We start from the raw sequence: 25,208 nt of genomic DNA on the forward strand, positions 1-25,208 counted from the left end.
GTACCCGAGAGCCTTCTCAGGCAAACCCACACGCCTCAGCTTACGCCGAATGGAGGGCGCCTATGCTCGGCACCGTGGAAAACCACTCGTTGCCCCGGACAGCCGCGTTCTTTGATCTGGACAAGACGGTCATTGCGAAGTCGAGCACGCTCACCTTCAGCAAGTCGTTCTACCAAGGTGGCTTGATCAACCGGCGTGCCGTGCTGCGCACCGCGTACGCGCAGTTCGTCTTCCTCGCCGGCGGAGCCGACCACGATCAGATGGAGCGGATGCGCGAGTATCTCTCGGCGCTCTGCAGGGGCTGGAATGTCCAGCAGGTCCGCGAGATCGTCGCCGAGACCCTGCACGAACTCATCGACCCGATCATTTACGACGAAGCCGCCTCCCTCATCGAAGCACACCACACCGCCGGGCGCGACGTGGTGATTGTCAGCACCTCGGGCGCCGAGGTCGTCGAGCCCATCGGTGAACTGCTGGGCGCCGACCGCGTGGTCGCCACCCGCATGGTCGTCGAGGACGGCGCCTTCACCGGCGAAGTGGAGTACTACGCCTACGGCCCCACCAAGGCCGAGGCCATCAAGGAGCTCGCCGAATCCGAGGGGTACGACCTGTCGCGCTGCTACGCCTACAGCGACTCCGTCACCGACATCCCCATGCTCGAAACGGTCGGCAACCCCCACGCGGTCAACCCCGACCGGGCACTGCGTCGTGAGGCCGCGGCCCGGGACTGGCCGGTTCTCACCTTCAACCGCCCGGTGCGGCTCAAGCAGCGGGTGCCCGCCCTGTCGATGCCCTCGCGCCCCGCCCTCGTCGCCGCTGCCGCCGTCGGCGCGGCCGCGGCCACGGCAGGTCTCGTCTGGCTCGCCGGTCGGCGCCGCGAACCGGGCGCCCGCATTGCCCAGGTTCAGCACTAAATACAAAGATCTGCGGCTCAGCCTTCCACTTCGGTGGCGACAGGAGTAGAAAGGACTTAACGGCCCGCGAGACCAGGGACATCCGGGAGGACGCCCTTCACGCACCAAGGCCCCACGGACCGAAGCATGAACGCCGGGCACCCACGCGACGCCGACCCGTCGATTACGGGCCAGCCGCACCAGGTGACGGGCGAAGTTCCCGGCCTGATGGGCAAATATCGTGCACGCATGGTAACCCGGCGAACATGCCAGCGGCGGTACCGGAATTGACCGGTACCGCCGCAACCCTGTCCGGCGTCTTCCGCCGCTCAGGCGGCCCCGCGCTGAAGCGCCTCGCACACCGCCGTGCTCTCCCGCACGCCGAGCTCGACCGCCCGCCCGCAGTGGGCGATCCAGGCCCCGACACCCTCCGGCGTCCCGGAGGCGTAGCCGTCGAGCGCCGCCAGATACGCCTCCGCACCGAGCTCGGCGTGGCCCACCTCGGCCGGGCAGATCGACTTGGGGTCGAGACCGCTGCCCACCAGCACGATCCGCTCGGCCGCCCGGGCCACGAGCCCGTTGCACGAACCGAAGGGGCGCAGGGCGAGCAGTTCGCCGTGCACCACGGCCGCCGTCACCAGCGCAGGCGCCTCGGTCCCCGCGAGGAGCAGCCCCGCCAGGCCCTCGAGCCGCCCCGCCACCTCCGACGCGCTGGGCACCGCCAGCCGGACCAGCGGCTCCTCGACCGGCTCCCCGGCCAGCCGGGGCCGGCCCACCGTCTCGTCCGGGCGCGTCCCGCCCGCGGCCACCAGGTGCAGCCTGGCCAGCACCCGCAGCGGGGACTGCCGCCAGACGCTCAGCAACTGCCCGGCCTCGGCGGTCAGCCGGAGGGCCGCGCCCACGGCCCGCGCCTCCCCCTCGACACCGAAGTCGGTGCGGCGGCGCACCTCTTCGAGCGCCCAGTCGGCGCCGGACAGCGCGGCCGAGCCGCGTGCGCCGCGCAGCGCGGCCTCGGAGGTGATCTCGTTGCTGCGGCGGCGCATCACCCGGTGCCCGTAGACGCGGTCCACGGCTTTGCGCACGGAGTCCACGGAGTCAGCCACGCCGGGAAGCGAGGCGAGGGCGGCGAGCGGATCGGCAGTCGTACTCATGCGTAAGACAGTACGCACTTCGGGTCTACACCCCTCGAACGAGTGGTCTTCTTCACGCGCAGCTCTCACTCCGTGCACCCTCACACCTACGCTTGGTGAACATGAAGATCGCTTTCGTAGGGAAGGGCGGCAGCGGCAAGACCACGCTGTCCTCACTGTTCATCCGCCACCTCGCCGCTGACCGCGCCCCCGTCGTCGCGGTGGACGCCGATATCAACCAGCACCTCGGCGCGGCGCTCGGGCTGGACGAGGAGGAGACGTCCGCACTGCCCGCGATGGGCGCTCAGCTGCCTCTGATCAAGAACTATCTGCGCGGCAGCAACCCGCGCATCACCTCCGCCGAGACCATGATCAAGACGACTCCTCCGGGCGAGGGATCGCGCCTGCTGCGGATCTGCGAGGACAACCCGGTCTACGACGCGTGCGCCCGGCCCGTCGAGCTCGACGGCGGCGCCGTGCGGCTGATGGTGACGGGGCCCTTCACCGAATCCGACCTCGGGGTGGCTTGTTACCACTCCAAGGTCGGCGCGGTCGAGCTGTGCCTCAACCACCTGGTGGACGGCCCCGGCGAGTACGTCGTGGTCGACATGACGGCCGGAAGCGACTCCTTCGCCTCGGGGATGTTCACCCGCTTCGACATGACGTTCCTGGTCGCCGAGCCCACCCGCAAGGGCGTGTCCGTCTATCGGCAGTACAAGGAGTACGCGCGGGACTTCGGCGTCTGCCTGAAGGTGGTGGGCAACAAGGTGCAGGGCCCGGACGACATCGACTTCCTGCGCGAGGAGGTGGGCGAGGACCTGCTGGTGACCTTCGGCCACTCCGACTGGGTGCGGGCGATGGAGAAGGGCCGGCCGCCCCGCTTCGGCCTGCTCGAAGAGCACAATCACCAGGCGCTGCGCACGCTTCGCGAGACGGCGGACGGCTCGTACGAGCTGCGGGACTGGCAGCGCTACACCCGCCAGATGGTGCACTTCCACCTGAAGAACGCGGAGAGCTGGGGCAACGCGAAGACGGGCGCCGACCTGGCGGCTCAGGTCGACCCCGCCTTCGTCCTGGACGAGCGCTGGGCGACTACCCCGCAGCCCGCCTGACGTGCCGGGCGGCGGGGAAGCGCTCCCAGCCGCCCTTGGGCGCCTTGCCGACGTCGAGTCCGCGCAGTGCCGTGAGGAGCCGGTTGTCCTGCGCATCGAGCCAGTCGGCCAGTTGCTTGAAGGACACGCAGCGGACCTCCTCCTTCGTACAGACGGTTTTGATGGTGCTCTCGACGGCCCGCATATAGGTGCCGCCGTTCCAGGACTCGAAGTGGTCGCCGATGAAGAACGGCGCCCTGTTGCCGCGATAGGCGCGGCGGAATCCGGCCAGTAGGCCGTCGTACATCTGCTTGCCCCATGCCCGGTGCAGGGAACGGCTGCCCCGGGTCGTTCCGGACTGGTTGGCAAGGAAGTTGTAGTCCATCGAGAGGGTCTCGAAGTCCCGTCCGGGGACCGGGATGTCCTGCAGCGGGAAGTCCCAGAGGCCTTCGATCTTGTGGGGCCAGACCTGGCGGCCGCCCACGGAGCTCGCGTCGTAGCGGAAGCCCATCGTCTTGGCGGCCTTGACGAGGTTGCGCTGGCCTTCGAGGCAGGGGGCCCGGCCGCCGACGAGCTCCTTGGAGTAGTCGAAGGGCAGCGGATCCTCTTCTGTCAGCCCTGCGTTGGTCTTCCAGCGCCGGACGAGGGACCGCGCCTGCCGGATCTCGCTGCTCCACTGCTTGGGCGACCAGGTGCCGACGCCTCGGTCCGGCCCGCAGAAGTGCCCGTTGAAGTGCGTGCCGATCTCGTTTCCGTCCAGCCAGGCGCCGCGGAGCTGTTCGACGGTGTCCTTGACGCCCTTGACGGTGTTGAAGCCGATGTCCGAGGCTCCGGGCCGGTGCCTGGGTGGCTCGTAAAGCCGCCGCTTCCCGGCGGGGAGCATGTACACGCCGCTGAGGAAGTACGTCATCGTGGCGTGGTACTTCTTGCCGACCCGGCGAAAGTGCGAGAACAGGTGCTGCCCGTCCTCGCCCGCGCCGTCCCAGGAGAAGACGACGAACTGCGGTGGCCTGCGGCCGGGCTGCAGCCGGTCGGGGGCGGGCTGACCGGGCTGGGGTCCGGTGTCGGCGGTGGAGCCGTCACCGATGAGGCGGACCGGTCGCCGGGCGGCCTCCGGGTCCGCCGAGCCGCGCAGCGCCCCGGGCTCCATGTCGCCCGAGCAGCCGGCCGAACCCGTCGCCAGGGCAAGGGCCGTGAGAGCGCCCAGCGCCACTTTCCATCCACCGGCCATCAGCCACCTCTGCCTTCGCTGCTGCCCGATTCGGCACCTCAACGTCGCATGCGGGAAGCCAACACGCTGGAGTGACAAGCGGATGAGATGACGAATTCACTCAATAGACGGAACCGTGCCTTTATTCGACCCCTCATCCTTTCCTCGGCTCTTTACTCTCCATTACGATTCGTTTACCGAGAGTTGAGTTAACCCCCGCCACCGCAGCCGCTCCCGCCGCTGCGCGCCGTGACCACGGCCGCCTCTTCACCGCGTCCGCGCCGCCCGACGAAGACGGGAACGACCATGCAGCCTCAGCCACCATCGACGCACCGTCCGCCGGCAGCCGGCAGCGGCGGCCCGCAAGCCCCCGGCCGTTCCACCTGGCGCCGGGATCTCTCCGCTTCCCTCGTCATCTTCCTGATCGCCGTCCCGCTCTCCCTGGGCATCGCCCTGGCCACCGGAGCCCCGCTCCAGGCAGGGCTGGTGGCGGCGGCGGCCGGCGGCATCGTCGCGGGGCTGCTGGGAGGCGCGCCGCTCCAGGTCAGCGGCGCCGCAACGGGCCTGGTCGTGGTGACCGCCGAGCTGGTCGAGCAGTACGGCTGGCGGGCCACCTGCGCGATCACAGCCCTCGCGGGTCTGACACAACTCGCCCTCGGTGCGGCCCGGGTGGCGCGCGGTGCGCTGGCCGTCAGCCCGGCGATCGTGCACGGCGTGCTCGCGGGCATCGGGGTCACGATCGCGCTCGGCCAGCTCCACGTCGTCCTGGGCGACACCCCGAACCGCTCCGCGCTGGAGAATCTGGCCGCGCTCCCTTCGGAGCTGAGTCATCCGCACCCGTCCGCCCTGCTGGTCGGGGCCGTCACGGCGGCCGTGCTCGTGGCCTGGCCCCGGCTGCCCGGCCGGGCCGGGCAGTGGCTGCGCACGGTTCCCGCACCCCTCGCCGCCGTGGCCGTCGCCACCGGAGTGAGCACCGGCATGCCCGTGCCCCGCGTCTCCCTCCCCCAGTGGCAGTTGCAGGCGCTGCCCGCCCTGCCGGACGGGCCGGTGCTGGGCATCTTCGCGGCCGTGCTGACGGTGACGCTCGTGGCGAGCATGGAGTCGCTCTTGTCCGCCGTGGCCGTGGACCGGCTGCGTGCCGAGCGCGCAGGCATGCAGCAAGGCCCGGCCGAGCTCGACCGCGAGCTCGCGGGCCAAGGGGCGGCCAATGTGGTCTCCGGGCTCCTCGGCGGCCTGCCGATCGCGGGCGGCGCGATCCGCGGATCGGCGAATGTGGAGGCGGGAGCCGCCTCCCGCAAGTCCACCGTGCTGCACGGGCTGTGGGTGCTGCTCTGCGCCGGCCTGCTCACGACGGTCCTGGAGCTGATCCCGCTGGCGGCTCTGGCCGCACTGGTGATGGTGGTGGGAGTGAAGATGGTGAGCTTCGCACACATCAAGCACGTCCAGCGGCACCGCGAGTTCCCCATGTACGCGTCCACGCTCGGGGCCGTGGTGCTGTTCGGCGTCCTGCAGGGAGTCGCCGTCGGCATCGTCGTCACGGCGTTCCTCTCGCTGCGGCGGCTCGCCCACACGCGCATCACCGTGGAGCAGGAGGGCGCCGCCCACCTGGTCCGTGTCAGCGGTCAGTTGACGTTCCTGGCGGTTCCTCGGCTGAGCAAGGCGCTCACCCAGGTCCCGGCGGAGGCCGGCGTGGTGGTGGAGCTGGGCGGATCCTTCATGGACCACACCGCGTACGACACCCTGCAGTCGTGGACCAATGCCCATCGCGCGCGAGGCGGATGGGTCACCCTCAGGGGCCGAGGTGGACGGCCCATCGCCGAGCCGGTCAGCACGCACGCGTGCCGCCCCTGGACGCCCTGGCGCAACCACCACTGCACCCGGCCGTCCGTTCCGGCGGCCGTGACGAGCACCTCGGCCGGCGGGCGGCAGCTTCTCGGCGGAGTGAGCGCATTCCAGCGCAATACGGCCCCGCTCGTCCGGGACGAGCTCGCGCGCCTCGCCCGCGAGGGCCAGTGCCCGACGCAGCTCTTCCTCACCTGCGCAGACTCCAGGCTGGTCACCAGCATGATCACCTCCAGCGGCCCGGGCGACCTCTTCACCGTGCGCAATGTGGGCAATCTGATCCCGCCGCCCGCCACCGACGGCTCCTGCGACTCCGTCGGCGCCGCGGTGGAGTACGCGGTCGAGGTGCTGAAGGTCGGCAGCATCACCGTGTGCGGGCACTCGGGGTGCGGCGCGATGCAGGCGCTGCTCGACTCCGCCGGCCAGAGCGCCGCAAGCCGGGGCGCCGGCATCGGCTCCGGCACGGGCTCCGGCGGCAAGGCCTCCGCCGCTCTGCAGACGCCGCTCATGCGCTGGCTGCGGCACGGCCGTCCGAGCCTGGCCAGAGCGCAGCGGATCGGGCGGCTCGGCCGTGGCGAGGTGGCGATGACGGACCGCCCCGTGGCGGATGCCCTAGAGCGGCTCGCGCTCGTCAATGTGATGCAGCAGCTCGACCACCTGATGGCCCACGACTGCGTCGCCCGCCGGGTGGCCGAGGGGTCGCTCCAGCTCCACGGCATGTACTTCCACGTGGGCGAGGCCCAGGCCTATGTGCTGGACCCGCCCTCGCGCACCTTCACGGCCGTACGCCCGGAGATCCTCGACGCCGTCTGACCTGCGCACCATCCGGCCTCCGGCCGAGCTTTTTACAGGTCTAAACCAATTTTTATCAACAGCCCTTGTCAGGGCGTGCCCCGGGCTGGTGAGCTATGCCCGGGACACTACGGGCACCCACCGGGCACAGCACGGTCACCCAACGGGCACCCTGAGAAAGGGAGATGTTGTGAGCAACGAGAGCCTGGCCAACCTCTTGAAGGAGGAGCGCCGCTTCGCACCGCCTGCCGACCTGGCCGCGAGCGCCAATGTCACCGCGGAGGCGTACGAGCAGGCGAAGGCTGACCGGCTGGGCTTCTGGGCCGCACAGGCCCGCCGCCTGAGCTGGGAGACCGAGCCGACCGAGACGCTCGACTGGTCGAACCCGCCGTTCGCCAAGTGGTTCGCCGACGGCAAGCTCAACGTCGCGTACAACTGCGTCGACCGCCATGTGGAGAACGGCCTGGGCGACCGCGTCGCCCTGCACTTCGAGGGCGAGCCGGGCGACACCCGCACCATCACCTACGCCGACCTCCAGCGCGAGGTCTCCAAGGCCGCCCACGCCCTCACCGAGCTGGGCGTGAAGGCCGGCGACCGGGTCGCCATCTACCTGCCGATGATCCCCGAGGCCGTCGTCTCGATGCTCGCCTGCGCCCGCATCGGCGCCCCGCACTCGCTGGTCTTCGGCGGCTTCTCCGCCGATGCGCTCGCCACGCGCATCAACGACGCCGACGCCCGCGTCGTCATCACCGCCGACGGCGGCTACCGCCGCGGCAAGCCCTCCGCCCTGAAGCCCGCCGTGGACGAGGCCCTCACCCGCCCGGGCACGGAGAACGTCCGCAGCGTCCTCGTCGTCCGGCGCACCGGCCAGGACGGCATCGGCTGGACCGAGGGACGTGACGTGTGGTGGCACGACCTCGTCGACCGCCAGCCCGAGCAGCACACGCCGCAGGCCTTCGACGCCGAGCACCCGCTCTTCATCCTCTACACCTCGGGCACCACGGGGAAGCCGAAGGGCATCCTGCACACCACCGGCGGCTATCTCACCCAGGCGTCGTACACCCACCATGCCGTCTTCGACCTCAAGCCCGAGTCGGACGTGTTCTGGTGCACCGCCGACGTCGGCTGGGTCACCGGCCACTCGTACATCGTCTACGGCCCCCTCAGCAACGGCGCCACCGAAGTGCTCTACGAGGGCACGCCCGACAGCCCGCACCAGGGCCGCTGGTGGGAGATCGTCCAGAAGTACGGCGTCACGATCCTCTACACCGCGCCCACCGCGATCCGCGCCGCCATGAAGTGGGGCGACGACATCCCGGCCAAGTTCGACCTCTCCAGCCTGCGCATCCTCGGCTCGGTCGGTGAGCCCATCAACCCCGAGGCCTGGGTCTGGTACCGCAAGCACATCGGCGCCGACCGCACCCCGGTGGTCGACACCTGGTGGCAGACGGAGACCGGCAGCATCATGATCAGCCCGCTGCCCGGCGTCACCGAGACCAAGCCGGGCTCGGCACAGGTCCCCCTCCCTGGCATCGCGGCCACCGTCGTGGACGACGAGGCCCACGAGGTACCCGACGGCCACGGCGGCTACCTCGTCCTCACCGAGCCGTGGCCCTCGATGCTCCGCACCATCTGGGGCGACGACCAGCGCTACCTCGACACCTACTGGTCCCGCTTCGAGGGCAAGTACTTCGCGGGCGACGGCGCCAAGAAGGACGACGACGGCGACATCTGGCTGCTCGGCCGCGTGGACGACGTCATGCTCGTCTCCGGCCACAACATCTCCACCACGGAGGTCGAGTCGGCACTGGTCTCGCACCCGAAGGTCGCCGAGGCGGCGGTCGTCGGCGCGACCGACCCGCAGACCACCCAGGCGATCTGCGCCTTCGTCATCCTGCGCGGCGACGCCGACGCACAGGAGGAAGGGCTGGTCGAGGAGCTGCGGGCGCATGTCGCCAAGCAGCTCGGCCCGATCGCCAAGCCCAAGCGGATCCTCCCGGTCGCCGAGCTGCCCAAGACCCGCTCGGGCAAGATCATGCGCCGGCTCCTGCGCGATATCGCGGAGAACCGCACCCTCGGTGATGTCACGACGCTGACCGACTCCTCGGTCATGGACCTCATTCAGTCCCAGCTCCCCGCGGCGTCTAGCGAGGACTGAGCACGGCTCGTCACGAGTCCCGAGCGGCTCGCAACACGACGAACACCGGTCCCAGGAGACGAGCACCGACCCCAGGAAGGGCGCCCGGCAGCAGCCGGGCGCCCTTTCGCTCGTTCGGTTTCACTCGTTCCGGTTAAGGTAAGTCGTAGTCGCGTAAAAAATGCGACAAGAATCAGAGGCGCGCCGGGAAGTCTGGTCGGCACACAGCACACGTGTACCCGACGACCCTGGAGGTCCCCCGCCGTGGCCGCGCCCAAGAACCGCCGCTCCGTCTTCCTCGGCCGGTTGCCGCTGCCCGAGCGGAACTTCCTCGCCGATGCCCTGCGTACCGAGACCGTGGGCGGCGTGCTTCTGCTCGTCGCCGCCGTCGCCGCGCTGATCTGGGCGAACACCCCGCTGCGCGCCGGCTACGAGACCGTGCGCGACTTCCACCTCGGGCCGGGCTCGCTGGGGCTGAACCTCTCCGTCCAGCACTGGGCCGCCGACGGCCTGCTCGCCGTCTTCTTCTTCGTCGCGGGCATCGAGCTCAAGCGTGAGCTGGTCGCCGGCGAGCTGCGCGACCCCAAGGCGGCGGCGCTGCCCGTCGTCGCCGCGATCTGCGGCATGGCCGCGCCCGCGCTCGTCTATTTCGCGGTCGCCACCGGCGGCGGCGGTTCGACGGCCGGCTGGGCGGTGCCCACCGCCACCGACATCGCCTTCGCCCTGGCCGTCCTGGCCGTCATCGGCACGGCGCTGCCCTCGGCGCTGCGCGCGTTCCTGCTGACCCTCGCCGTCGTCGACGACCTGTTCGCGATCCTGATCATCGCGATCTTCTTCACCTCGGACCTGAACTTCGCCGCCCTCGGCTTCGCCGTGCTGGGTCTGGCCGTCTTCTGGCTCCTGCTGCGCAAGGGCGTCCGCGGCTGGTACGTCTACGTGCCGCTGGCGGTCGTCAACTGGGCCCTGATGTACAACAGCGGCGTCCACGCCACCATCGCGGGCGTGGCCATGGGCCTGATGCTGCGCTGCCACCGCCACGAGGGCGAGCGGCACTCCCCCGGCGAGCACATCGAGCACATCGTGCGCCCGCTGTCGGCGGGGCTGGCGGTACCGCTCTTCGCGCTGTTCTCGGCGGGCGTGATGGTCTCCGGCGGCGCGCTGTCGGACGTCTTCACCAAGCCCGAGACGCTGGGAGTCGTCCTCGGTCTGGTGGTCGGCAAGGCGGTCGGCGTGTTCGGCGGCACGTGGGTCGCGGCCCGGTTCACGCGGGCCGAGCTCAACCCGGACCTGAAGTGGCCCGACGTGCTGGCCGTCGCCTCGCTCGCGGGCATCGGCTTCACGGTCTCGCTGCTGATCGGCGAGCTGGCCTTCGGCACGGACCCGGTCCTGGCCGACGAGATCAAGGCGGCGGTGCTCGTCGGCTCCCTGATCGCCGCGGTCGTGGCGAGCGTCCTGCTCAAGCTGCGCGACAACAAGTACAAGAAGCTGTGCGCGGACGAGGACCGCGACGACGACCACGACGGCATCCCCGACATCTACGAGCAGGACAACCCGGCCTACCACCTGCGGATGGCGGCGATCCTGGAGGCGAAGGCCGCCGAGCACCGCAGGCTGGCCGAAGTCGCCTCCGGGCACCCCACCCGTGACGATGGTCCGGCATGATCTGAGAGTCTTTACATCCGCCGAAAGCCCGCGGATGACGTGGCGACGAAGATGAGGGAGCAGCCGATGAGCGCAGCCGACGACGGTGCGAACGGTGCGAACCGCACTCTCGGCCAGCTGGTGGCTACGGCCACCACCGAGCTGTCCGCGCTGGTGCACGACGAGATCGCGCTGGCCAAGGCCGAGCTGCGGCAGGACGTCAAGCGGGTCGGCATCGGCGGTGGCGCGATCGGCGCGGCCGGGACGCTCGCGCTCTTCTCGCTGCCCGTGCTCAGCTTCGCGGCCGCGTACGGCATCCACAACCTCGGTCTCGGGCTCGCCTGGTCGTTCCTGATCGTCGGCGGCGCGTTCCTGCTGATCGCGGCGCTGCTCGGGCTGCTGGCGGTGGCCAAGTTCAAGAAGGTGAGCAAGCCCGAGAAGAGCATCGCCTCGGCGAAGCAGACGGCCGCGGTGCTGGGCACCGTCAAGCCGCACCCGCGTCCGCTGACGGACACGAGCCCCGCCGACGTATCTGTGACACGCTCGACCGTATGACGGTGCCCGAGACCTCCCCAGCGACCGCGTCGCCCGATCCCGCCGCCTCGGCTTCCCCCGCCGCACCGGCGGGCCCGGCCCTGCCGGTGCCGGCTCCGACGGGCGTCCCGGGAGGTTCCGCCACGTCGGTCGTACGGCCCGAGGGGCCCTGGGCGCACCGGGACGTGGCGGCGAACGGCGCACGGTTCCACATCGCCGAGATGGGCGACGGGCCGCTGGTCCTGCTGCTGCACGGCTTCCCGCAGTTCTGGTGGACGTGGCGGCACCAGCTGCCCGCGCTCGCCGAGGCGGGGTTCCGGGCCGTGGCCATGGATCTGCGCGGGGTGGGCGGCAGCGACCGTACGCCGCGGGGTTACGACCCGGCCAACCTCGCCCTCGACATCACCGGTGTGATCCGCTCCCTGGGTGAGCCGGACGCCGCGCTGGTCGGCCACGACCTCGGCGGCTACCTGGCGTGGACGGCGGCCGTGATGCGGCCCAAGCTGGTCCGCAGGCTCGCGGTCTCCTCCATGCCGCATCCGCGCCGCTGGCGCTCGGCGATGCTCGCCGACCCCAAGCAGAGCTCGGCGAGCAGCCACATCTGGGGCTTCCAGCGGCCGTGGATCCCCGAGCGCCGGCTGGTCGCCGACGACGCGGCGCTGGTGGGGCGTCTGATGCGGGAGTGGTCCGGGCCGCGCCAGCCGGAGGACGAGGCCGTGGAGACCTACCGGCGGGCCATGACGATCCCGTCGACGGCACACTGCTCGATCGAGCCGTACCGCTGGATGGTGCGGTCGATGGCGAGGCCCGACGGCATCCAGTTCAACCGGCGCATGAAGCGGCCTGTACGGGTGCCCACGCTGCATCTGCACGGTTCCCTCGATCCGGTGATGCGCACGCGCAGCGCCGCGGGCTCCGGGGAGTACGTGGAGGCGCCCTACCGCTGGCGGCTGTTCGACGGCCTGGGGCACTTCCCCCACGAAGAGGATCCGGTGGCGTTCTCGACGGAGCTCGTGAACTGGCTCAAGGACCCTGAACCGGACCGGTAACGGGCGACCGGAGGGCACCCGGCCGGGCCGCTTCCAGGCAGGTTCCGGGCCGGTTCCAGGCAGGTTCCGCGCCGCCCGCACATCGCCCCGGCACGGCCGTCGCACCGCACAGCGGGCAGGAACGTCCGTTCTTCGAACGGCCAATTGCCCGACGCATAGGCCAACTGAGGGACCCCCGGGCGATTACCGACCTTTCGGCCCGGGCACAGAGCACGGTATGGGCTGGACGCACGACTACCGTGACGTGACTCAGGAGCGGGGCGCCGAGGGCGACGCCGCGCTGATCGTGAGCGAGATGCCGGAGAGGGCCGGAAGGGGTGAGCACCGGCCGTCCGCCGGGCACGATCCGCGCATCGGCATTCCCCGCATCATCCGGCGCCGCGCCCGCTGGGTGTCGGCGCGGCTGCGCCATCACCCGCGCAGCCGCTGACTGCACCTCCGCCGACCGCGTATCCGACGCCCCGCGGCCGTCGGCTGCACGGCCGCGGGCCGCCTGGCCGGTGCACAGTGCGCAGAACCGCCCAGCCGGTGCGCATGGCCCCGGCAAGCCCCCGCAAGGGCTCTCAGGAGGGCCTCAGAGGGCGCAGCCCTGGGTGTTGACCCTCTCGGTGGCCCTGCGGCCACTGGTGGCGTCACCGCGCACCTCGTCCGCCGTGAGGGCGTAGCCCGTCTCTGCGTCGTCGAGGGACTTCGCGAAGACCACCCCGTAGACCCGGCCGTCGGGCGTGAGCAGCGGCCCGCCGGAGTTGCCCTGGCGGACGATCGTGTAGAGCGAGTACACATCGCGGCGGACGTTGCCGCGGCGGTAGATGTCCGGGCCGTTGGCCTGGACGCGGCTGCGGACGCGCGCGGCGCGCACGTCGTAGGAGCCGTTCTCCGGGAAGCCGGCCACGATGGCGCCCTTGCCGCTCTCCGCATCGGCCTCGGCGAACCGCAACTCGGGCGCTTCCAGGTCCGGTACGTCCAGCACGGCGATGTCGCGCTTCCAGTCGTAGAGAACGACCTTCGCCTCGTACTGCCGGCCCTGCCCGCCGACCTGCACGGTGGGCTCGTCGACGCCGCCGACGACGTGGGCGTTGGTCATCACCCGCTGCGGGGCGAAGACGAAGCCGGTGCCCTCCAGGACCTTGCCGCAGCTGGGCGCGGTGCCGACGACCTTGACGATGCTGCGCTGGGCCTCCGTGGCGACGGGGCTGCCCGCGAGCGCGGGGTCGGGGGCGGGCACGTTGGTGATCGGCTCGGTGGAAAAGGGCGCGAAGACCTGGGGGAAGCCGTTCTGCGCGAGGACGGTGCTGAAGTCCGCGAACCAGGTGTTGGCCTGCGGGGGCACCACCCGGGCGACGCCGAGCAGCACCTTGGAGTTGCGGACCTCCTTGCCGAGCGTGGGCAAGGAGGTGCCGGCCAGGGCGGAGCCGATCAGCCAGGCCACCAGCAGCATCGCCAGGACGTTGACGAGGGCGCCGCCCGTGGCGTCCAGGGCGCGGGCCGGGGACCAGGTGATGTGACGGCGGAGCTTGTTGCCCAGGTGGGTGGTGGCGGCCTGGCCGACGGAGGCGCACACGATGACGATGACGACGGCCGCTATGGCGGCGGCCGTACCCGGCGTGGCCTCGCCGGTGGCGCTGTCCCAGATGACGGGCAGCAGATAGACCGCCACGAGGCCGCCGCCGAGGAACCCGATCACCGAGAGCACACCGACCACGAAGCCCTGGCGGTAGCCGACGACGGCGAACCACACGGCGGCGATCAGCAGCACGATGTCCAGCACGTTCACCGGGAATGCCTCGCAATGATGTCGTCTGCGGTGTTGCCGGCCCGGGGGACGGCGCGGGCCGGGATCACCGTCTCATGCCCGTCAGGCCCGCCAGTCCAGAGGGACCTGCCGTTCGCGGTCCCAGGGGCGCTCCCAGCCGGCGTAGTGCAGGATCCGGTCGATCACGCCTGCGGTGAAGCCCCACACGAGGGCGTCCTCGACCAGGAAGGCCGGGCCGGTGTGCCCGCTCGGGTGTATCGCGGTGGCCCTGTTCTCCGGATCGGTCAGGTGGGCCACGGGGACGGTGAAGACCCGGGCCGTCTCGGCCTTGTCGACCGGCTTGACCGGGGTGGGCTCGCGCCACCAGCCGAGGACGGGGGTGACGACGAAGCCGCTCACCGGGATGTACAGCTGGGGCAGGACGCCGAAGATCTGGACGCCCGTGGGGTCGAGCCCGGTCTCCTCCTCCGCCTCGCGCAGGGCGGCTCGCACCAGCCCGCCGGAGGCGGGGTCGCCGTCCTCCGGGTCGAGGGCGCCGCCGGGGAACGACGGCTGGCCGGCGTGCGAGCGGAGCGTTCCGGCCCGCTCCAGGAGGAGCAGCTCCGGGCCCTTGGGGCCGTCGCCGAAGAGGACGAGCACGGCGGACTGACGGCCGCCGGTCTCCGGCGGCAGGAAGCGGCTGAGCTGATGGGGCTCGATCGTCTCCGAGGCGCGTGCCACCGGCTCCAGCCACCCGGGCAGACCCTCGGCGGTGACAGCGGCTCCTCGGCCGTACGTGCTCGTCATGCGTCGCCTCCCAGCGGCGGGGCCGGCAGGCCCGGGTAGTCGGGCGGGGGCTTGAGCCGCTGACCGGGCTTGCCGCCCTTCTCGTACTTCAGGAGCTTGCTCGCCTTCTCGGGGTCCGTCTCGCCCTCCCCGTACGAGGGGCAGAGCGGGGCGATCGGGCAGGCACCGCAGGCCGGGCGGCGGGAGTGGCAGATGCGCCGGCCGTGGAAGATGACGCGGTGCGAGAGCATCGTCCACTCGCTCTTGGGGAAGAGCGCGCAGATCTCCGCCTCGACCTTCTCGGGATCGGTGGCTTCGGTCCACTTCCAGCGCCGCACGAGCCGCCCGAAGTGGGTGTCCACGGTGATCCCCGGCCTGCCGAAGGCATTGCCGAGGACGACGTGGGCGGTCTTGCGGCCGACGCCGGGGAGGCTGACGAGATCCTCTATGCGGCCGGGCACCTCTCCGCCGAAGCGGTCGCGGATCGCGGCGGACAGGCCGATGAGCGACTTGGCCTTGGCGCGGAAGAAGCCCGTGGGACGGATGAGCTGCTCCAGCGCCTCGGGGTCGGCCGCGGCCATGTCCTCCGGCGTGGGGTAGGCGGCGAAGAGGGCCGGGGTGGTCTGGTTGACGCGTAGGTCCGTCGTCTGGGCGGAGAGGACCGTGGCGACCAGGAGCTCGAAGGGATTCTCGAAGTCGAGCTCGGGGTGGGCGTAGGGATAGACCTCGGCGAGCTCGCGGTTGATGCGGCGGGCACGGCGGACGAGAGCGGTGCGGGATTCCGGCTTCGCCGAAGCCTTGGCGACCGGCTTCGCTGCCTTTGCGGCAGATGCGGAAGATTCGGAAGATGCACTTCCGCTTCCCTTTTTGTCCTTACTTGCGGCTTTCGCCGCCCCCGTGGGCGCGCGTTCGCCCACAGCGGAATTACGAGCCGGAGTCACCCTTCCAGCCCCCTTGCCCTGTGCTCTCACCGGCGTATTGGACACCCGGCCAGACTAAGCCCCGCCACTGACATCCGGCCCTCACGCAGGAAAACCACAGCCCAATCGGACCCCTGCCGTAGGGCTTCGGGCGACGATGCGCGACACTTGTGTTTGATCACACAGTTTTACCGACGGGCATCATGGGGACCACGGTCCTCTGTGCATGTCGACAAGGAGAGAACTCGTGGACGACGTTCTGCGGCGCGCCCCGCTTTTCGCGGCGCTCGATGACGAGCAGGCCGCTGAGCTGCGCGCCTCCATGGGCGAGGCCACCCTCGCAAGGGGCGACGCCCTGTTCCACGAAGGGGACCCCGGCGACCGCCTCTACGTGGTGACCGAGGGCAAGGTGAAGCTCCACCGCACCTCCCCCGACGGCCGCGAGAACATGCTGGCCGTCCTGGGCCCCGGTGAGCTCATCGGGGAGCTGTCGCTCTTCGACCCCGGGCCGCGCACCGCCACCGCCACCGCCCTCACCGAGGTCAAGCTGCTCGGCCTCGGCCACGGCGACCTGCAGCCCTGGCTCAACGCCCGCCCGGAGGTGGCCACCGCACTGCTGCGCGCCGTCGCCCGCCGGCTGCGCCGCACCAACGACTCGATGTCGGACCTCGTCTTCTCGGACGTCCCCGGCCGCGTCGCCAAGGCCCTGCTGGACCTGTCGCGCCGCTTCGGCGTGCAGTCCGAGGAAGGCATCCACGTGGTGCACGACCTCACCCAGGAGGAGCTGGCCCAGCTCGTCGGCGCCTCCCGCGAGACGGTCAACAAGGCCCTCGCCGACTTCGCCGGCCGCGGCTGGCTGCGTCTGGAGGCCCGTGCGGTGATCCTCCTCGACGTGGAGCGGCTCGCGAAACGCTCCCGCTGACGCGGACCGTGCCGGGCGTGCACGCCGCACGCCCAGGGCGCACGGCATAGCGGGAGCGCCCTCCGGCGCGCCCACAAGCTCGGAAGGCCCCTGCCGGGAACGGCAGGGGCCTTCGGCGTGCTCTGATCATGAGTCTTGCGCTCGTCATACGCCCGTCATGCGCTCACAGGGCGGAGGCGGCGGCGTGGAGCGCCGCTCACTGGATCAGCCCGTGCTCCCCCAGGTACTCCAGCTGCGCCCGTACGGACAGCTCCGCGGCCGGCCACAGCGAGCGGTCGACGTCCGCATAGACGTGGGCGACCACCTCCGCGGCCGAGCGGTGCCCGTTCTCCACGGCGGTCTCCACCTGCGCGAGCCGCTTAGCCCGGTGCACCAGGTAGAAGTCGATGGCACCGCGCGCGTCGTCGAGGACCGGGCCGTGCCCGGGGAGGATCGTCTCCACGCCCTCCTCCACGGCGAGCGCGCGCAGCCGGCGCAGCGAGTCGAGGTAGTCGCCGAGCCGGCCCTCGGGGTGGGCGACGACCGTCGTCCCGCGGCCCAGCACCGTGTCACCCGTGAACAGCGCCCGGTCGGCGGGCAGGTGGAAGCAGAGCGAGTCGGCGGTGTGGCCGGGCGTGGAGAGCACGTGCAGCTCCAGGCCCCCGGTGGTGATCACGTCGCCGATGCCGAGGCCCTCGCCGCCCAGGCGCAGCGCCGGGTCCAGGGCCCGTACGCGGGTGCCGGTCAGCTCGGCGAAGCGCGCGGCGCCGTCGAAGTGGTCGGGGTGGCCGTGGGTGAGCAGGGTGAGGGCGACGCGCTTCCCGGCGGCCTCGGCGGTCGAGATGACGGCCTGCAGGTGGGTCTCGTCCAGCGGCCCGGGGTCGATGACGACCGCGAGGTCGGAGTCCGGCTCGGCGACGATCCAGGTGTTGGTGCCGTCGAGCGTCATCGCGGAGGGGTTGGGCGCGAGGACGCAGGTCGCGCGGGCCGTCGCGGGGCCTCCGAGAGCCCCTGCGCGGGGGCGGCCGGGGAGTTCGGTCGCGGATGTCATCAGTCGGCCTCCGAGGGTCCCGAGGGGTTGCCGGCGACGCGCCGGGTGAATTCGTCGTGTCCGGGCCAGCTCAGCACGATCTCCTCCCCGTCGAGCCGCGCTCTGGCCAGGACGGGCGTGAGATCCCTGTCACGCGCGGCGGCCAGCGCCTCGGCGGCGCTGCCGTACGGGCGCAGCTCGCGCAGCGTGGAGATGGTCGGGGGCATCATCAGCAGTTCGCCGCGGTCGAAGCCGTCGGCCGCCTCGGCGGGGCGGATCCACACCGTACGGTCGGCCTCCGTGGAGGCGTTGCGGGTGCGCTGCCCCTCGGGGAGCGCGGCGACGAAGAACCAGGTGTCGTAGCGGCGCGGTTCGAACTCGGGCGTGATCCAGCGCGCCCAGCCGCCCAGAAGGTCGCTGCGCAGCAGCAGGCCGCGCTGCACGAGGAAGTCGGCGAACGACAGCTCGCGGCTGACGAGGGCGGCCCTCTGGGCCTCCCACTCCGGGCCCGTGGTGTCCGCGACGACCGTGCCGGGCGTGGGCCCGGCGAGCAGCACCCCGGCCTCCTCGAAGGTCTCCCGGACCGCGGCGCACACGATGGCCTGGGCGGAGGCGGCGTCGACGCCCAGGCGCCGGGCCCACTCCGCGGGCGCCGGGCCGGCCCAGGGCACGTCCCGCTCGTCGCGCGGGTCGACGGAGCCGCCCGGATACGCGTACGCGCCTCCGGCGAAGGCCATGGAGGCGCGTCTGCGCAGCATGTGGACGGCGGGGCCGTCGGCTCCGTCGCGCAGCAGCAGGACGGTCGCGGCGCGGTGGGGACTTACAGGGCGGAGCTCCCCGCGTGTGAGCGCCCTGATGCGGTCCGGCCACTCCGGCGGGTACCACTGGCCGTTCGAAGTCGACATGGCCGGATGCTATGCGCTCACGCGCGGATGTTCGAGAGGACGAGGCCCGGGGCGGGTCCGGGGTCCGGTCCGTAAGGCCCGGACGGGTCCAGGTCCGGTCCGTAAGGCCCGGACCCGGGTCAACCACGGCTCAGCCCCGGGGTCAGTCCGGAGTCAGCCCAGCGTCAGTCCTGGGCCGGCCCGGGATCAGTCCCGGACCTCGACCACGAACTCGACCTCGACCGGCGCGTCCAGCGGCAGCACCGCGACGCCCACGGCCGAACGGGCGTGCACGCCCTTCTCGCCGAGCACCTCGCCGAGCAGCTCACTGGCGCCGTTGAGGACGCCGGGCTGGGCGGTGAAGTCGGGGGCGGAGGCGACGAAGCCGACGACCTTCACCACGCGCACGATCCGGTCCAGGTCGCCGATGACCGACTTGACGGCGGCCAGGGCGTTCAGCGCGCAGGTCGCCGCGAGCTCCTTGGCCTGCTCGGCGCTGACCTCGGCGCCGACCTTGCCCGTCACGGGGATGGAGCCCTTGACCATGGGCAGCTGACCGGCGGTGTAGACGTACGCCCCGGACCGCACGGCCGGCTGGTAGGCGGCAAGCGGCGGCACCACGTCGGGCAGGGTCAGCCCGAGCTCGGCGAGCCGGCTCTCGACGGCGCTCACGGCTTCGGCCGCTTGAGGTAGGCCACCAGCTGCTCGGGGTTGTTCGGCCCCGGCACGACCTGGACGAGCTCCCAGCCGTCCTCGCCCCAGGTGTCCAGAATCTGCTTGGTCGCGTGCACGAGCAGCGGCACGGTGGCGTATTCCCATTTGGTCATAGGCCGACTGTAATGCCTCGCGCCGACAGCCTCGGCCGGGCCTGTCCGTACGGTCGCCCGAAGGCCTCCCGAGGCCCCACGGGCCGCCCTCCGAACGGGCGTGGCCGGCCTCACCGCTCGAACAGCCTCATGTCGCCACCTGCCGCCACAAGGCCGTCGGAAAGGAATTAGGCTCCGAATCATGAGCAGGCTCCATGTCGTCAGCGGCAAGGGCGGAACCGGCAAGACCACGGTCGCCGCGGCACTCGCGCTTGCCCTCGCCGCCGAGGGCAAACGCACTCTCCTGGTGGAGGTGGAAGGCCGGCAGGGCATAGCCCAGCTGTTCGAGACGGAGGCGCTGCCCTACGAGGAGCGCAAGATCGCGGTGGCGCCCGGCGGAGGCGAGGTGTTCGCCCTGGCCATCGACGCCGAGCGGGCGCTCCTCGACTACCTCCAGATGTTCTACAAGCTCGGCAGCGCCGGGCGGGCGCTGAGGAAGCTCGGCGCCATCGATTTTGCGACAACCATCGCGCCCGGGCTGCGCGACGTCCTGCTCACCGGCAAGGCCTGCGAGGCGGTGCGCCGCAAGGACCGCACGGGCCGCTTCGTCTACGACCACGTCGTCATGGACGCCCCGCCCACCGGCCGCATCACCCGCTTCCTCAACGTGAACGACGAGGTGGCCGGCCTCGCCCGGATCGGTCCGATCCACAACCAGGCACAGGCCGTCATGCGGGTGCTCAAGTCGCCCGAGACGGCGGTGCACTTCGTGACGCTGCTGGAGGAGATGCCCGTCCAGGAGACGTGCGACGGCATCGCGGAGCTCCGCGCGGCTAACCTCCCCGTGGGCGGCGTCGTCATCAACATGGTGCGGCCGGAGATCCTGGACGCCGCGGCCGTGGAGGCCGCCGCGAACGGGCAGCGGGCCGCCGTGGCACAGGCCCTGTCGCACTCCCTGGAGCGCACCGGCTTCGGCGGCGCGCGCAACCCCGGTCTCGCCGAGCAGCTCGTCGATCCCCTGCTGGCCGAGGCCCGCGAGCACATCGAGCGGCTCGCCCTGGAGCACCGCGGCCGCGCCGGCATAGCGGAGCTCGGCCTGCCCACGTACGAACTGGAACTGCTCGGCGACGGCGTTGACCTGGCGGGCCTGTACCGCATGGCGCGCGAACTGCGGAAGCAAGGAGTGGCCCGTTGACAGCCCCGTTGACAGCAGCCCAGGTGCCGGCCCAGCGGAAGGGCCTCGACGCCGCCTCCGTCCTCGCCGTCGACCCCGTCCTGGACAACCCCCGTACGCGCATCGTCGTGTGCTGCGGCTCCGGCGGCGTGGGCAAGACGACCACTGCGGCGGCCATCGGCCTGCGGGCGGCGGAGCGCGGCCGGAAGGTCGTCGTCCTGACGATCGACCCGGCGCGCAGGCTGGCGCAGTCGATGGGCATCGAGCAGCTCGACAACGTGCCCCGCCGGGTGCCCGGCATCGACACCTCCGCCGGTGGCGAGCTGCACGCCATGATGCTCGACATGAAGCGGACCTTCGACGAGATCGTGGAGGCCCACTCCGACAAGGAGCGCGCCCGGGCGATCCTCGAGAACCCCTTCTACCAGTCCCTGTCGGCCGGCTTCGCGGGCACACAGGAGTACATGGCCATGGAGAAGCTCGGCCAGCTGCGCTCCCGCGACGAGTGGGACCTGATCGTCGTGGACACCCCGCCGAGCCGCTCCGCTCTCGACTTCCTGGACGCCCCCGGGCGCCTCGGTTCGTTCCTCGACGGGAAGCTCATCAAGCTGCTGGTCGCTCCGGCGAAGCTCGGCGGGCGGGCCGGGATGAAGTTCCTGGGCGTCGGCATGTCCGTGATGAGCGGGCCGCTGAACAAGCTGATGGGGGCCCAGCTCCTGCGGGACGTCCAGACGTTCGTGGCGGCCATGGACACCATGTTCGGCGGCTTCCGCACGCGCGCGGATGCCACGTACCGGCTGCTGCAGGCGCCCGGTACGGCCTTCCTGGTCGTCGCGGCGCCGGAGCGGGATGCGCTGCGCGAGGCGGCGTACTTCGTGGAGCGGCTGGCCGCGGAACGGATGCCGCTGGCGGGGCTCGTCCTCAACCGGGTGCACGGCAGCGCGGCCGATCAGCTCCCGGCGGACCGGGCGCTCGCCGCGGCCGAGGCGCTGGCGGAGGCTCCGGAGGCGGTTGCAGAGGCGGCCCCGGAAGGAACACCGGAAGGAACATCGGAAAATCTTGCCGATGGCGGCATTGTGGATCGTGACAGCGGGCAAGCTGGCTCACGTACCGCCCGCGCCGCAGGAACCGGCGCTCCCACGGTCCCGTCCCCTCCCGAGAGCGGCCTCCCCCAGCCGGCATCCTCAGGAGATCCGAGCACCGTTTCAGCAACCCCCGCGGCCGGCGACGCCGCGAAGACCGCGGCCGGTCTGCTGCGCCTGCACGCCGAGCGCATGCAGGTGCTCGCCCGGGAGCGGCGCACGCGTGACCGCTTCACCGCTCTGCACCCGGAGGTCGCGGTGGCGGAAGTGGCCGCCCTGCCCGGCGATGTGCACGACTTGGCGGGACTGCGGGAGATCGGCGAACGCCTCGCCGTGCAGCCCGCTGCCGCCGCCTCCGTGGACGCCTCGGCGCCTGCTGCGGCCCCTGCCGCCTCTGCGGATGCCTCTACGGGCTCTACAGGCTCGGGCTCTACTGACACTGCAGACCCGTCCGACGCCGAGGTGAGCACGACCGACGCGGAGTGAGCCCGGTGCTGCATGTGATGCCCCGCGCGCGCGGGGAGGCCTGCCGACCGGCCGGTGCCTATCCGACGGCGGCGTAGTCGCCGTACTCGTCGTCGCCCAGGGACAGGATGCCCGCTCCGCGCTCGTATTCCGTGCGGGCGGTCTCCAGGAGCCTGCGCCAGGAGGTGACCGTCGGCCTGCGCCGCAGCAGCGCCCTGCGCTCGCGCTCGGTCATCCCGCCCCACACGCCGAACTCGACGCGGTTGTCCAGCGCATCCGCCAGACACTCCGTGCGCACCGGGCACCCGGTGCATACCGCCTTGGCCCTGTTCTGTGCAGCGCCCTGAACGAATAGTTCATCCGGATCGGTAGTGCGGCAGGCTGCCTGCGCACTCCAGTCGGTTACCCAGCCCATGCTGGCGCCGTCCTCTCCCGAATCGGGGCTCCCCCACGGCGGCAGCGGCATATTCACCGTTGCCAGTTGAGGACGTTACGGAAGGCGGGCAGGGGGCAACACCCCCTTCGGGCCCAATCTTGGATGGCCCGAACGGACTATGCGTACGCGGCAGATCACCCAACGGAGTGAGCGGACGACATTACCGACTAACCCGTCATATCGGGGCAGGTCACCCGGGTTACATAACCCAGAGGGTGACACCGGCGGCAATACGGACACCTCTCATCACCCACAAGAGTGAGAGTGGAGATGATGCTGAATCACACCGCAGTGACTGGCGTGAAACAGCGTAGGCGAACACACGGGCGTCTGTCCGCCGAATGAGAACGTAGGCTTCCCTCCATGGGTAAGAAGCGCTCGGGCGAGGGGTCCAACAGGACCCGGATGGCCGCCAAGTTCCTCGGTGTCAGCGTGCTCTCCGGAGCGGTTCTGGCGGGCCTGGCCCTGCCTGCCGTCGGGGCTTTCGGCCTAGTGGCCAAGGAGTCGGTCGAAGGGTTCGACGAGATCCCGGCCAGTATGAAGACCCCACCGCTCAGCCAGCGCACCACAATCCTGGACTCCGAGGGCGGGGAAATCGCCAAGGTCTACTCCAGAGACCGTACGGTCGTACCGCTGAACGAGATCTCCCCGTACATGCGGAAGGCGATCGTCGCCATCGAGGACGCGCGCTTCTACGAGCACGGCGCGGTCGACCTCAAGGGCGTCCTCCGCGCGGTCAACAAGAACGCGCAGTCGGGCGGCGTCTCCGAGGGCGCCTCCACGCTCACCCAGCAGTACATCAAGAACATCTTCGTGGAGGAGGCCGGCGATGACCCCGACAAGGTCGCCGTCGCCACCCAGCAGACCCTCGGCCGCAAGGTCAAGGAGCTGAAGTACGCCATTCAGGTGGAGAAGGAGCTCGGCAAGGACCGGATCCTCAACAACTACCTGAACATCACCTTCTTCGGGCAGCAGTCCTACGGGGTCGAGGCGGCCTCCCAGCGCTACTTCAGCAAGCGCGCGAAGGACCTCACCCTGGCCGAGTCGGCGATGCTGGCCGGCATCGTGCAGTCGCCGAGCCGCTACGACCCCGTCAACGCCCCGAACGAGGCGACCAAGCGCCGCAACACCGTGCTGCAGCGCATGGCCGAGCTCAAGGTCGTGACCCAGGAGGAGGCCGCGGCCGCCAAGGCCGAGCCCGTCAAGCTCAAGGTCACCCGGCCCAAGAGCGGCTGCATCACCGCCGTCAGCGGCGCCGGCTTCTTCTGCGACTACGTCCGCGAGGTCTTCCTCAAGGACCCGGTCTTCGGCAAGACCAAGGAGGCGCGGGCCAAGCGGTGGAACGAGGGCGGCATGACGATCCGCACCACCCTCGACCCGCAGACGCAGAAGTCCGTCCAGAAGTCGATCACCGATCACGTCTACCAGTCGGACCCGGTGGCCACCGCGATCTCGATCGTGCAGCCCGGCACCGGCAAGGTGCTCGGCATGGGCCAGTCGCGCCCGTACGGCTTCGGCGACCACCAGACGCAGATCAACCTCTCGGCCGACAAGAACCGGGGCGGATCGAACTACGGCTTCCAGACCGGCTCCACCTTCAAGCCGATCCTGGCGGCGGCCGCCCTGGAGGAGGGCATCTCGCCCAACAAGTCGTACGCGTCGCCCTACCAGATGCCCTACCCGGACTCCGTGGACACGTGCACGGGCACCTGGAAGAACTCCGGCGGCGAGACCGTCAGCAACGAGAACCGGAGCGAGGTCGGCCCGTACGGGATGCGGGAGGCGACCGCCAAGTCGGTCAACACCTACTTCATCCAGATGATCGGTGACATCGGCACCTGCCCGGTGACGAAGATGGCGGCGAAGCTCGGCCTCAAGCCGGCCTCCGGCGCCGACATGGACCAGGTGCCGTCGATCGCGCTCGGTACGCAGGGCATGTCCCCGCTCACCATGGCCGCCGCCTACGCGGCCTTCGCCAACGGCGGCACGTACTGCACGCCCGTCCTGATCAACGCGGCCACCGGCCCGAACGGCAAGAGCCTGCCGGTGCCGAAGAGCAAGTGCTCGCGCGCCATGTCCGAGCAGACCGCCGACACGGTCAACACGCTCCTGAAGGGCGTCGTCGAGGACGGTACGGGCAAGGAGGCCGGTCTGGACGGGCGCGACAGCGCGGGCAAGACCGGTACGACGGACGGCCGCAAGGCCGCCTGGTTCGTCGGCTACACGCCCAACATGGCCGGTGCGGTCTGGGTCGGCGGCCCGGGCAAGGACGTCGAGATGGAGGGCATCACCATCGGCGGCCAGTACCACGACAAGGTCTACGGCGGCGACACCCCCGGCCCGATCTGGCGCGACGCGATGGCGGGCGCGCTGGAGGGCAAGGAGGCCCCGACCTTCGACACCGTGGCGGTCGGCGGCGGCGAGCGCGGTGACGCCGGCAAGGGCGACAAGAGCGGCAACGGGCGCGGCAAGAACAAGCCGGGCGGCGGCGGCAACAAGCAGGGCGGCGGCAACGGCTCGGGCACCGGCAAGACCGGTGGCACCACCGGGCGGCACAGCCAGCCGGGGACGGGCCAGGACGGCGGTCGCTGAGCAGGCTCGGCAGCCGGCCATCTTTAGCCGGCCATCTTTAAAAGAAGAGGGGCGCCCGGACCGTTTCGGTCCGGGCGCCCC

The 25,208-nt window shown here is 71.1% G+C and carries 22 protein-coding genes; 12 read left to right on the plus strand and 10 right to left on the minus strand.

Going from position 1 to position 25,208, the window contains the following annotated elements:
* The first annotated feature begins 62 nt into the window (after nucleotides 1–62).
* The gene (locus tag IE241_RS31660; protein ID WP_190025307.1) at nucleotides 63–914 is read left to right on the plus strand and encodes an HAD family hydrolase; all 852 of its coding nucleotides are present in this window, start codon (nucleotides 63–65) and stop codon (nucleotides 912–914) included.
* Between the two features lie 308 nt (nucleotides 915–1,222).
* Here IE241_RS31660 and IE241_RS31665 read toward each other — a convergent pair whose 3' ends face one another.
* Nucleotides 1,223–2,044 (minus strand): Fic family protein, encoded by an 822-nt coding sequence (locus IE241_RS31665; protein WP_190025308.1) that lies wholly within the window; start codon nucleotides 2,042–2,044, stop codon nucleotides 1,223–1,225.
* Between the two features lie 101 nt (nucleotides 2,045–2,145).
* On the opposite strand from IE241_RS31665, the gene IE241_RS31670 reads away from it, so the two are divergent.
* Nucleotides 2,146–3,135, plus strand: coding sequence for an ATP-binding protein (locus tag IE241_RS31670; protein WP_190025309.1), 990 nt, complete (start codon nucleotides 2,146–2,148; stop codon nucleotides 3,133–3,135).
* Here IE241_RS31670 and IE241_RS31675 read toward each other — a convergent pair.
* Nucleotides 3,116–4,345 (minus strand): polysaccharide deacetylase family protein, encoded by a 1,230-nt coding sequence (locus IE241_RS31675; RefSeq protein ID WP_190025310.1) that lies wholly within the window; start codon nucleotides 4,343–4,345, stop codon nucleotides 3,116–3,118. The genes IE241_RS31670 and IE241_RS31675 overlap by 20 nt on opposite strands.
* Before the next feature lie 285 nt (nucleotides 4,346–4,630).
* Between IE241_RS31675 and IE241_RS31680 the strand changes: the two genes are divergently transcribed.
* The 6 genes from IE241_RS31680 (at nucleotide 4,631) to IE241_RS31705 (ending at nucleotide 12,749) form a co-directional block, all read left to right on the plus strand.
* Nucleotides 4,631–6,979: a SulP family inorganic anion transporter gene (locus IE241_RS31680; RefSeq protein WP_190025311.1), complete on the plus strand. Its 2,349-nt coding sequence runs from the start codon at nucleotides 4,631–4,633 to the stop codon at nucleotides 6,977–6,979.
* A 169-nt stretch (nucleotides 6,980–7,148) separates the two neighbouring features.
* Nucleotides 7,149–9,116, plus strand: a complete 1,968-nt coding sequence (gene acs, locus IE241_RS31685) for an acetate--CoA ligase (RefSeq protein ID WP_190025312.1) — start codon at nucleotides 7,149–7,151, stop codon at nucleotides 9,114–9,116.
* A 243-nt stretch (nucleotides 9,117–9,359) separates the two neighbouring features.
* On the plus strand, nucleotides 9,360–10,757 hold the full coding sequence (gene nhaA, locus IE241_RS31690) for a Na+/H+ antiporter NhaA (protein ID WP_190025313.1): 1,398 nt from the start codon (nucleotides 9,360–9,362) through the stop codon (nucleotides 10,755–10,757).
* A gap of 66 nt (nucleotides 10,758–10,823) precedes the next feature.
* Nucleotides 10,824–11,291 (plus strand): phage holin family protein, encoded by a 468-nt coding sequence (locus IE241_RS31695; RefSeq protein WP_190025314.1) that lies wholly within the window; start codon nucleotides 10,824–10,826, stop codon nucleotides 11,289–11,291.
* Nucleotides 11,288–12,319, plus strand: coding sequence for an alpha/beta fold hydrolase (locus tag IE241_RS31700; RefSeq protein ID WP_190025315.1), 1,032 nt, complete (start codon nucleotides 11,288–11,290; stop codon nucleotides 12,317–12,319). Before IE241_RS31695 ends, IE241_RS31700 begins: the two co-directional genes overlap by 4 nt.
* 217 nt (nucleotides 12,320–12,536) lie before the next feature.
* Entirely contained in the window at nucleotides 12,537–12,749 is a 213-nt protein-coding gene (locus IE241_RS31705) for a hypothetical protein (protein WP_120755370.1), read from the plus strand.
* A gap of 144 nt (nucleotides 12,750–12,893) precedes the next feature.
* Here IE241_RS31705 and IE241_RS31710 read toward each other — a convergent pair whose 3' ends face one another.
* From IE241_RS31710 to nth, 3 genes are all read right to left on the minus strand, one after another.
* On the minus strand, nucleotides 12,894–14,093 hold the full coding sequence (locus IE241_RS31710; RefSeq protein WP_190025316.1) for a MarP family serine protease: 1,200 nt from the start codon (nucleotides 14,091–14,093) through the stop codon (nucleotides 12,894–12,896).
* Nucleotides 14,094–14,174: 81 nt separating this feature from the next.
* Nucleotides 14,175–14,858: an NUDIX hydrolase gene (locus IE241_RS31715; protein ID WP_190025317.1), complete on the minus strand. Its 684-nt coding sequence runs from the start codon at nucleotides 14,856–14,858 to the stop codon at nucleotides 14,175–14,177.
* Nucleotides 14,855–15,754, minus strand: coding sequence for an endonuclease III (gene nth, locus IE241_RS31720; protein WP_190025318.1), 900 nt, complete (start codon nucleotides 15,752–15,754; stop codon nucleotides 14,855–14,857). Before nth ends, IE241_RS31715 begins: the two co-directional genes overlap by 4 nt.
* Nucleotides 15,755–16,004: 250 nt before the next feature.
* Here nth and IE241_RS31725 point away from each other — a divergent pair, with 250 nt between their 5' ends.
* Complete coding sequence (locus tag IE241_RS31725) at nucleotides 16,005–16,679, plus strand: Crp/Fnr family transcriptional regulator (protein ID WP_030367278.1); 675 nt, start codon at nucleotides 16,005–16,007, stop codon at nucleotides 16,677–16,679.
* A gap of 196 nt (nucleotides 16,680–16,875) precedes the next feature.
* On the opposite strand, the gene IE241_RS31730 is transcribed toward IE241_RS31725, so the two are convergent.
* The 4 genes from IE241_RS31730 to sp36 form a co-directional block, all read right to left on the minus strand.
* Nucleotides 16,876–17,709, minus strand: coding sequence for an MBL fold metallo-hydrolase (locus IE241_RS31730; RefSeq protein WP_190025319.1), 834 nt, complete (start codon nucleotides 17,707–17,709; stop codon nucleotides 16,876–16,878).
* A complete protein-coding gene (locus tag IE241_RS31735; protein WP_190025320.1) occupies nucleotides 17,709–18,593 on the minus strand; it encodes an NUDIX hydrolase in 885 nt (294 codons plus the stop codon). Before IE241_RS31735 ends, IE241_RS31730 begins: the two co-directional genes overlap by 1 nt.
* Nucleotides 18,594–18,779: 186 nt before the next feature.
* Entirely contained in the window at nucleotides 18,780–19,244 is a 465-nt protein-coding gene (locus tag IE241_RS31740) for a RidA family protein (protein ID WP_190025321.1), read from the minus strand.
* The gene (sp36, locus tag IE241_RS31745) at nucleotides 19,241–19,399 is read right to left on the minus strand and encodes a Sp36 family protein (RefSeq protein ID WP_086785308.1); all 159 of its coding nucleotides are present in this window, start codon (nucleotides 19,397–19,399) and stop codon (nucleotides 19,241–19,243) included. Before sp36 ends, IE241_RS31740 begins: the two co-directional genes overlap by 4 nt.
* A gap of 181 nt (nucleotides 19,400–19,580) precedes the next feature.
* Between sp36 and bagA the strand changes: the two genes are divergently transcribed.
* On the plus strand, nucleotides 19,581–20,573 hold the full coding sequence (gene bagA / locus IE241_RS31750) for an ATPase BagA (protein ID WP_190025322.1): 993 nt from the start codon (nucleotides 19,581–19,583) through the stop codon (nucleotides 20,571–20,573).
* Nucleotides 20,570–22,120 carry an ATPase BagB gene (gene bagB, locus IE241_RS31755; protein WP_373300812.1) on the plus strand — a complete coding sequence of 517 codons (1,551 nt, stop codon included), beginning with the start codon at nucleotides 20,570–20,572 and terminating at the stop codon, nucleotides 22,118–22,120. Before bagA ends, bagB begins: the two co-directional genes overlap by 4 nt.
* Nucleotides 22,121–22,178: 58 nt before the next feature.
* On the opposite strand, the gene IE241_RS31760 is transcribed toward bagB, so the two are convergent.
* Entirely contained in the window at nucleotides 22,179–22,514 is a 336-nt protein-coding gene (locus IE241_RS31760) for a WhiB family transcriptional regulator (protein ID WP_058045538.1), read from the minus strand.
* 384 nt (nucleotides 22,515–22,898) lie between these two features.
* Between IE241_RS31760 and IE241_RS31765 the strand changes: the two genes are divergently transcribed.
* Nucleotides 22,899–25,127 (plus strand): transglycosylase domain-containing protein, encoded by a 2,229-nt coding sequence (locus tag IE241_RS31765; RefSeq protein ID WP_190025323.1) that lies wholly within the window; start codon nucleotides 22,899–22,901, stop codon nucleotides 25,125–25,127.
* The last annotated feature ends 81 nt before the right edge of the window (nucleotides 25,128–25,208 follow it).

Origin of the sequence: Streptomyces hiroshimensis (genome assembly GCF_014650335.1) — a bacterium.
GTDB classification, from domain to species: domain Bacteria; phylum Actinomycetota; class Actinomycetes; order Streptomycetales; family Streptomycetaceae; genus Streptomyces; species Streptomyces hiroshimensis.

What these genes read in the sequence shown, in the direction of transcription:
- IE241_RS31660 (WP_190025307.1), top strand. Translation starts at nt 63, where the DNA reads ATGCTCGGCACCGTGGAAAACCACTCGTTGCCCCGGACAGCCGCGTTC.
- IE241_RS31665 (WP_190025308.1), bottom strand. Translation starts at nt 2,044, where the DNA reads ATGAGTACGACTGCCGATCCGCTCGCCGCCCTCGCCTCGCTTCCCGGC.
- IE241_RS31670 (WP_190025309.1), top strand. Translation starts at nt 2,146, where the DNA reads ATGAAGATCGCTTTCGTAGGGAAGGGCGGCAGCGGCAAGACCACGCTG.
- IE241_RS31675 (WP_190025310.1), bottom strand. Translation starts at nt 4,345, where the DNA reads ATGGCCGGTGGATGGAAAGTGGCGCTGGGCGCTCTCACGGCCCTTGCC.
- IE241_RS31680 (WP_190025311.1), top strand. Translation starts at nt 4,631, where the DNA reads ATGCAGCCTCAGCCACCATCGACGCACCGTCCGCCGGCAGCCGGCAGC.
- IE241_RS31695 (WP_190025314.1), top strand. Translation starts at nt 10,824, where the DNA reads ATGAGCGCAGCCGACGACGGTGCGAACGGTGCGAACCGCACTCTCGGC.
- IE241_RS31700 (WP_190025315.1), top strand. Translation starts at nt 11,288, where the DNA reads ATGACGGTGCCCGAGACCTCCCCAGCGACCGCGTCGCCCGATCCCGCC.
- IE241_RS31705 (WP_120755370.1), top strand. Translation starts at nt 12,537, where the DNA reads ATGGGCTGGACGCACGACTACCGTGACGTGACTCAGGAGCGGGGCGCC.
- IE241_RS31715 (WP_190025317.1), bottom strand. Translation starts at nt 14,858, where the DNA reads ATGACGAGCACGTACGGCCGAGGAGCCGCTGTCACCGCCGAGGGTCTG.
- IE241_RS31730 (WP_190025319.1), bottom strand. Translation starts at nt 17,709, where the DNA reads ATGACATCCGCGACCGAACTCCCCGGCCGCCCCCGCGCAGGGGCTCTC.
- IE241_RS31735 (WP_190025320.1), bottom strand. Translation starts at nt 18,593, where the DNA reads ATGTCGACTTCGAACGGCCAGTGGTACCCGCCGGAGTGGCCGGACCGC.
- sp36 (WP_086785308.1), bottom strand. Translation starts at nt 19,399, where the DNA reads ATGACCAAATGGGAATACGCCACCGTGCCGCTGCTCGTGCACGCGACC.
- bagA (WP_190025322.1), top strand. Translation starts at nt 19,581, where the DNA reads ATGAGCAGGCTCCATGTCGTCAGCGGCAAGGGCGGAACCGGCAAGACC.
- IE241_RS31760 (WP_058045538.1), bottom strand. Translation starts at nt 22,514, where the DNA reads ATGGGCTGGGTAACCGACTGGAGTGCGCAGGCAGCCTGCCGCACTACC.
- IE241_RS31765 (WP_190025323.1), top strand. Translation starts at nt 22,899, where the DNA reads ATGGGTAAGAAGCGCTCGGGCGAGGGGTCCAACAGGACCCGGATGGCC.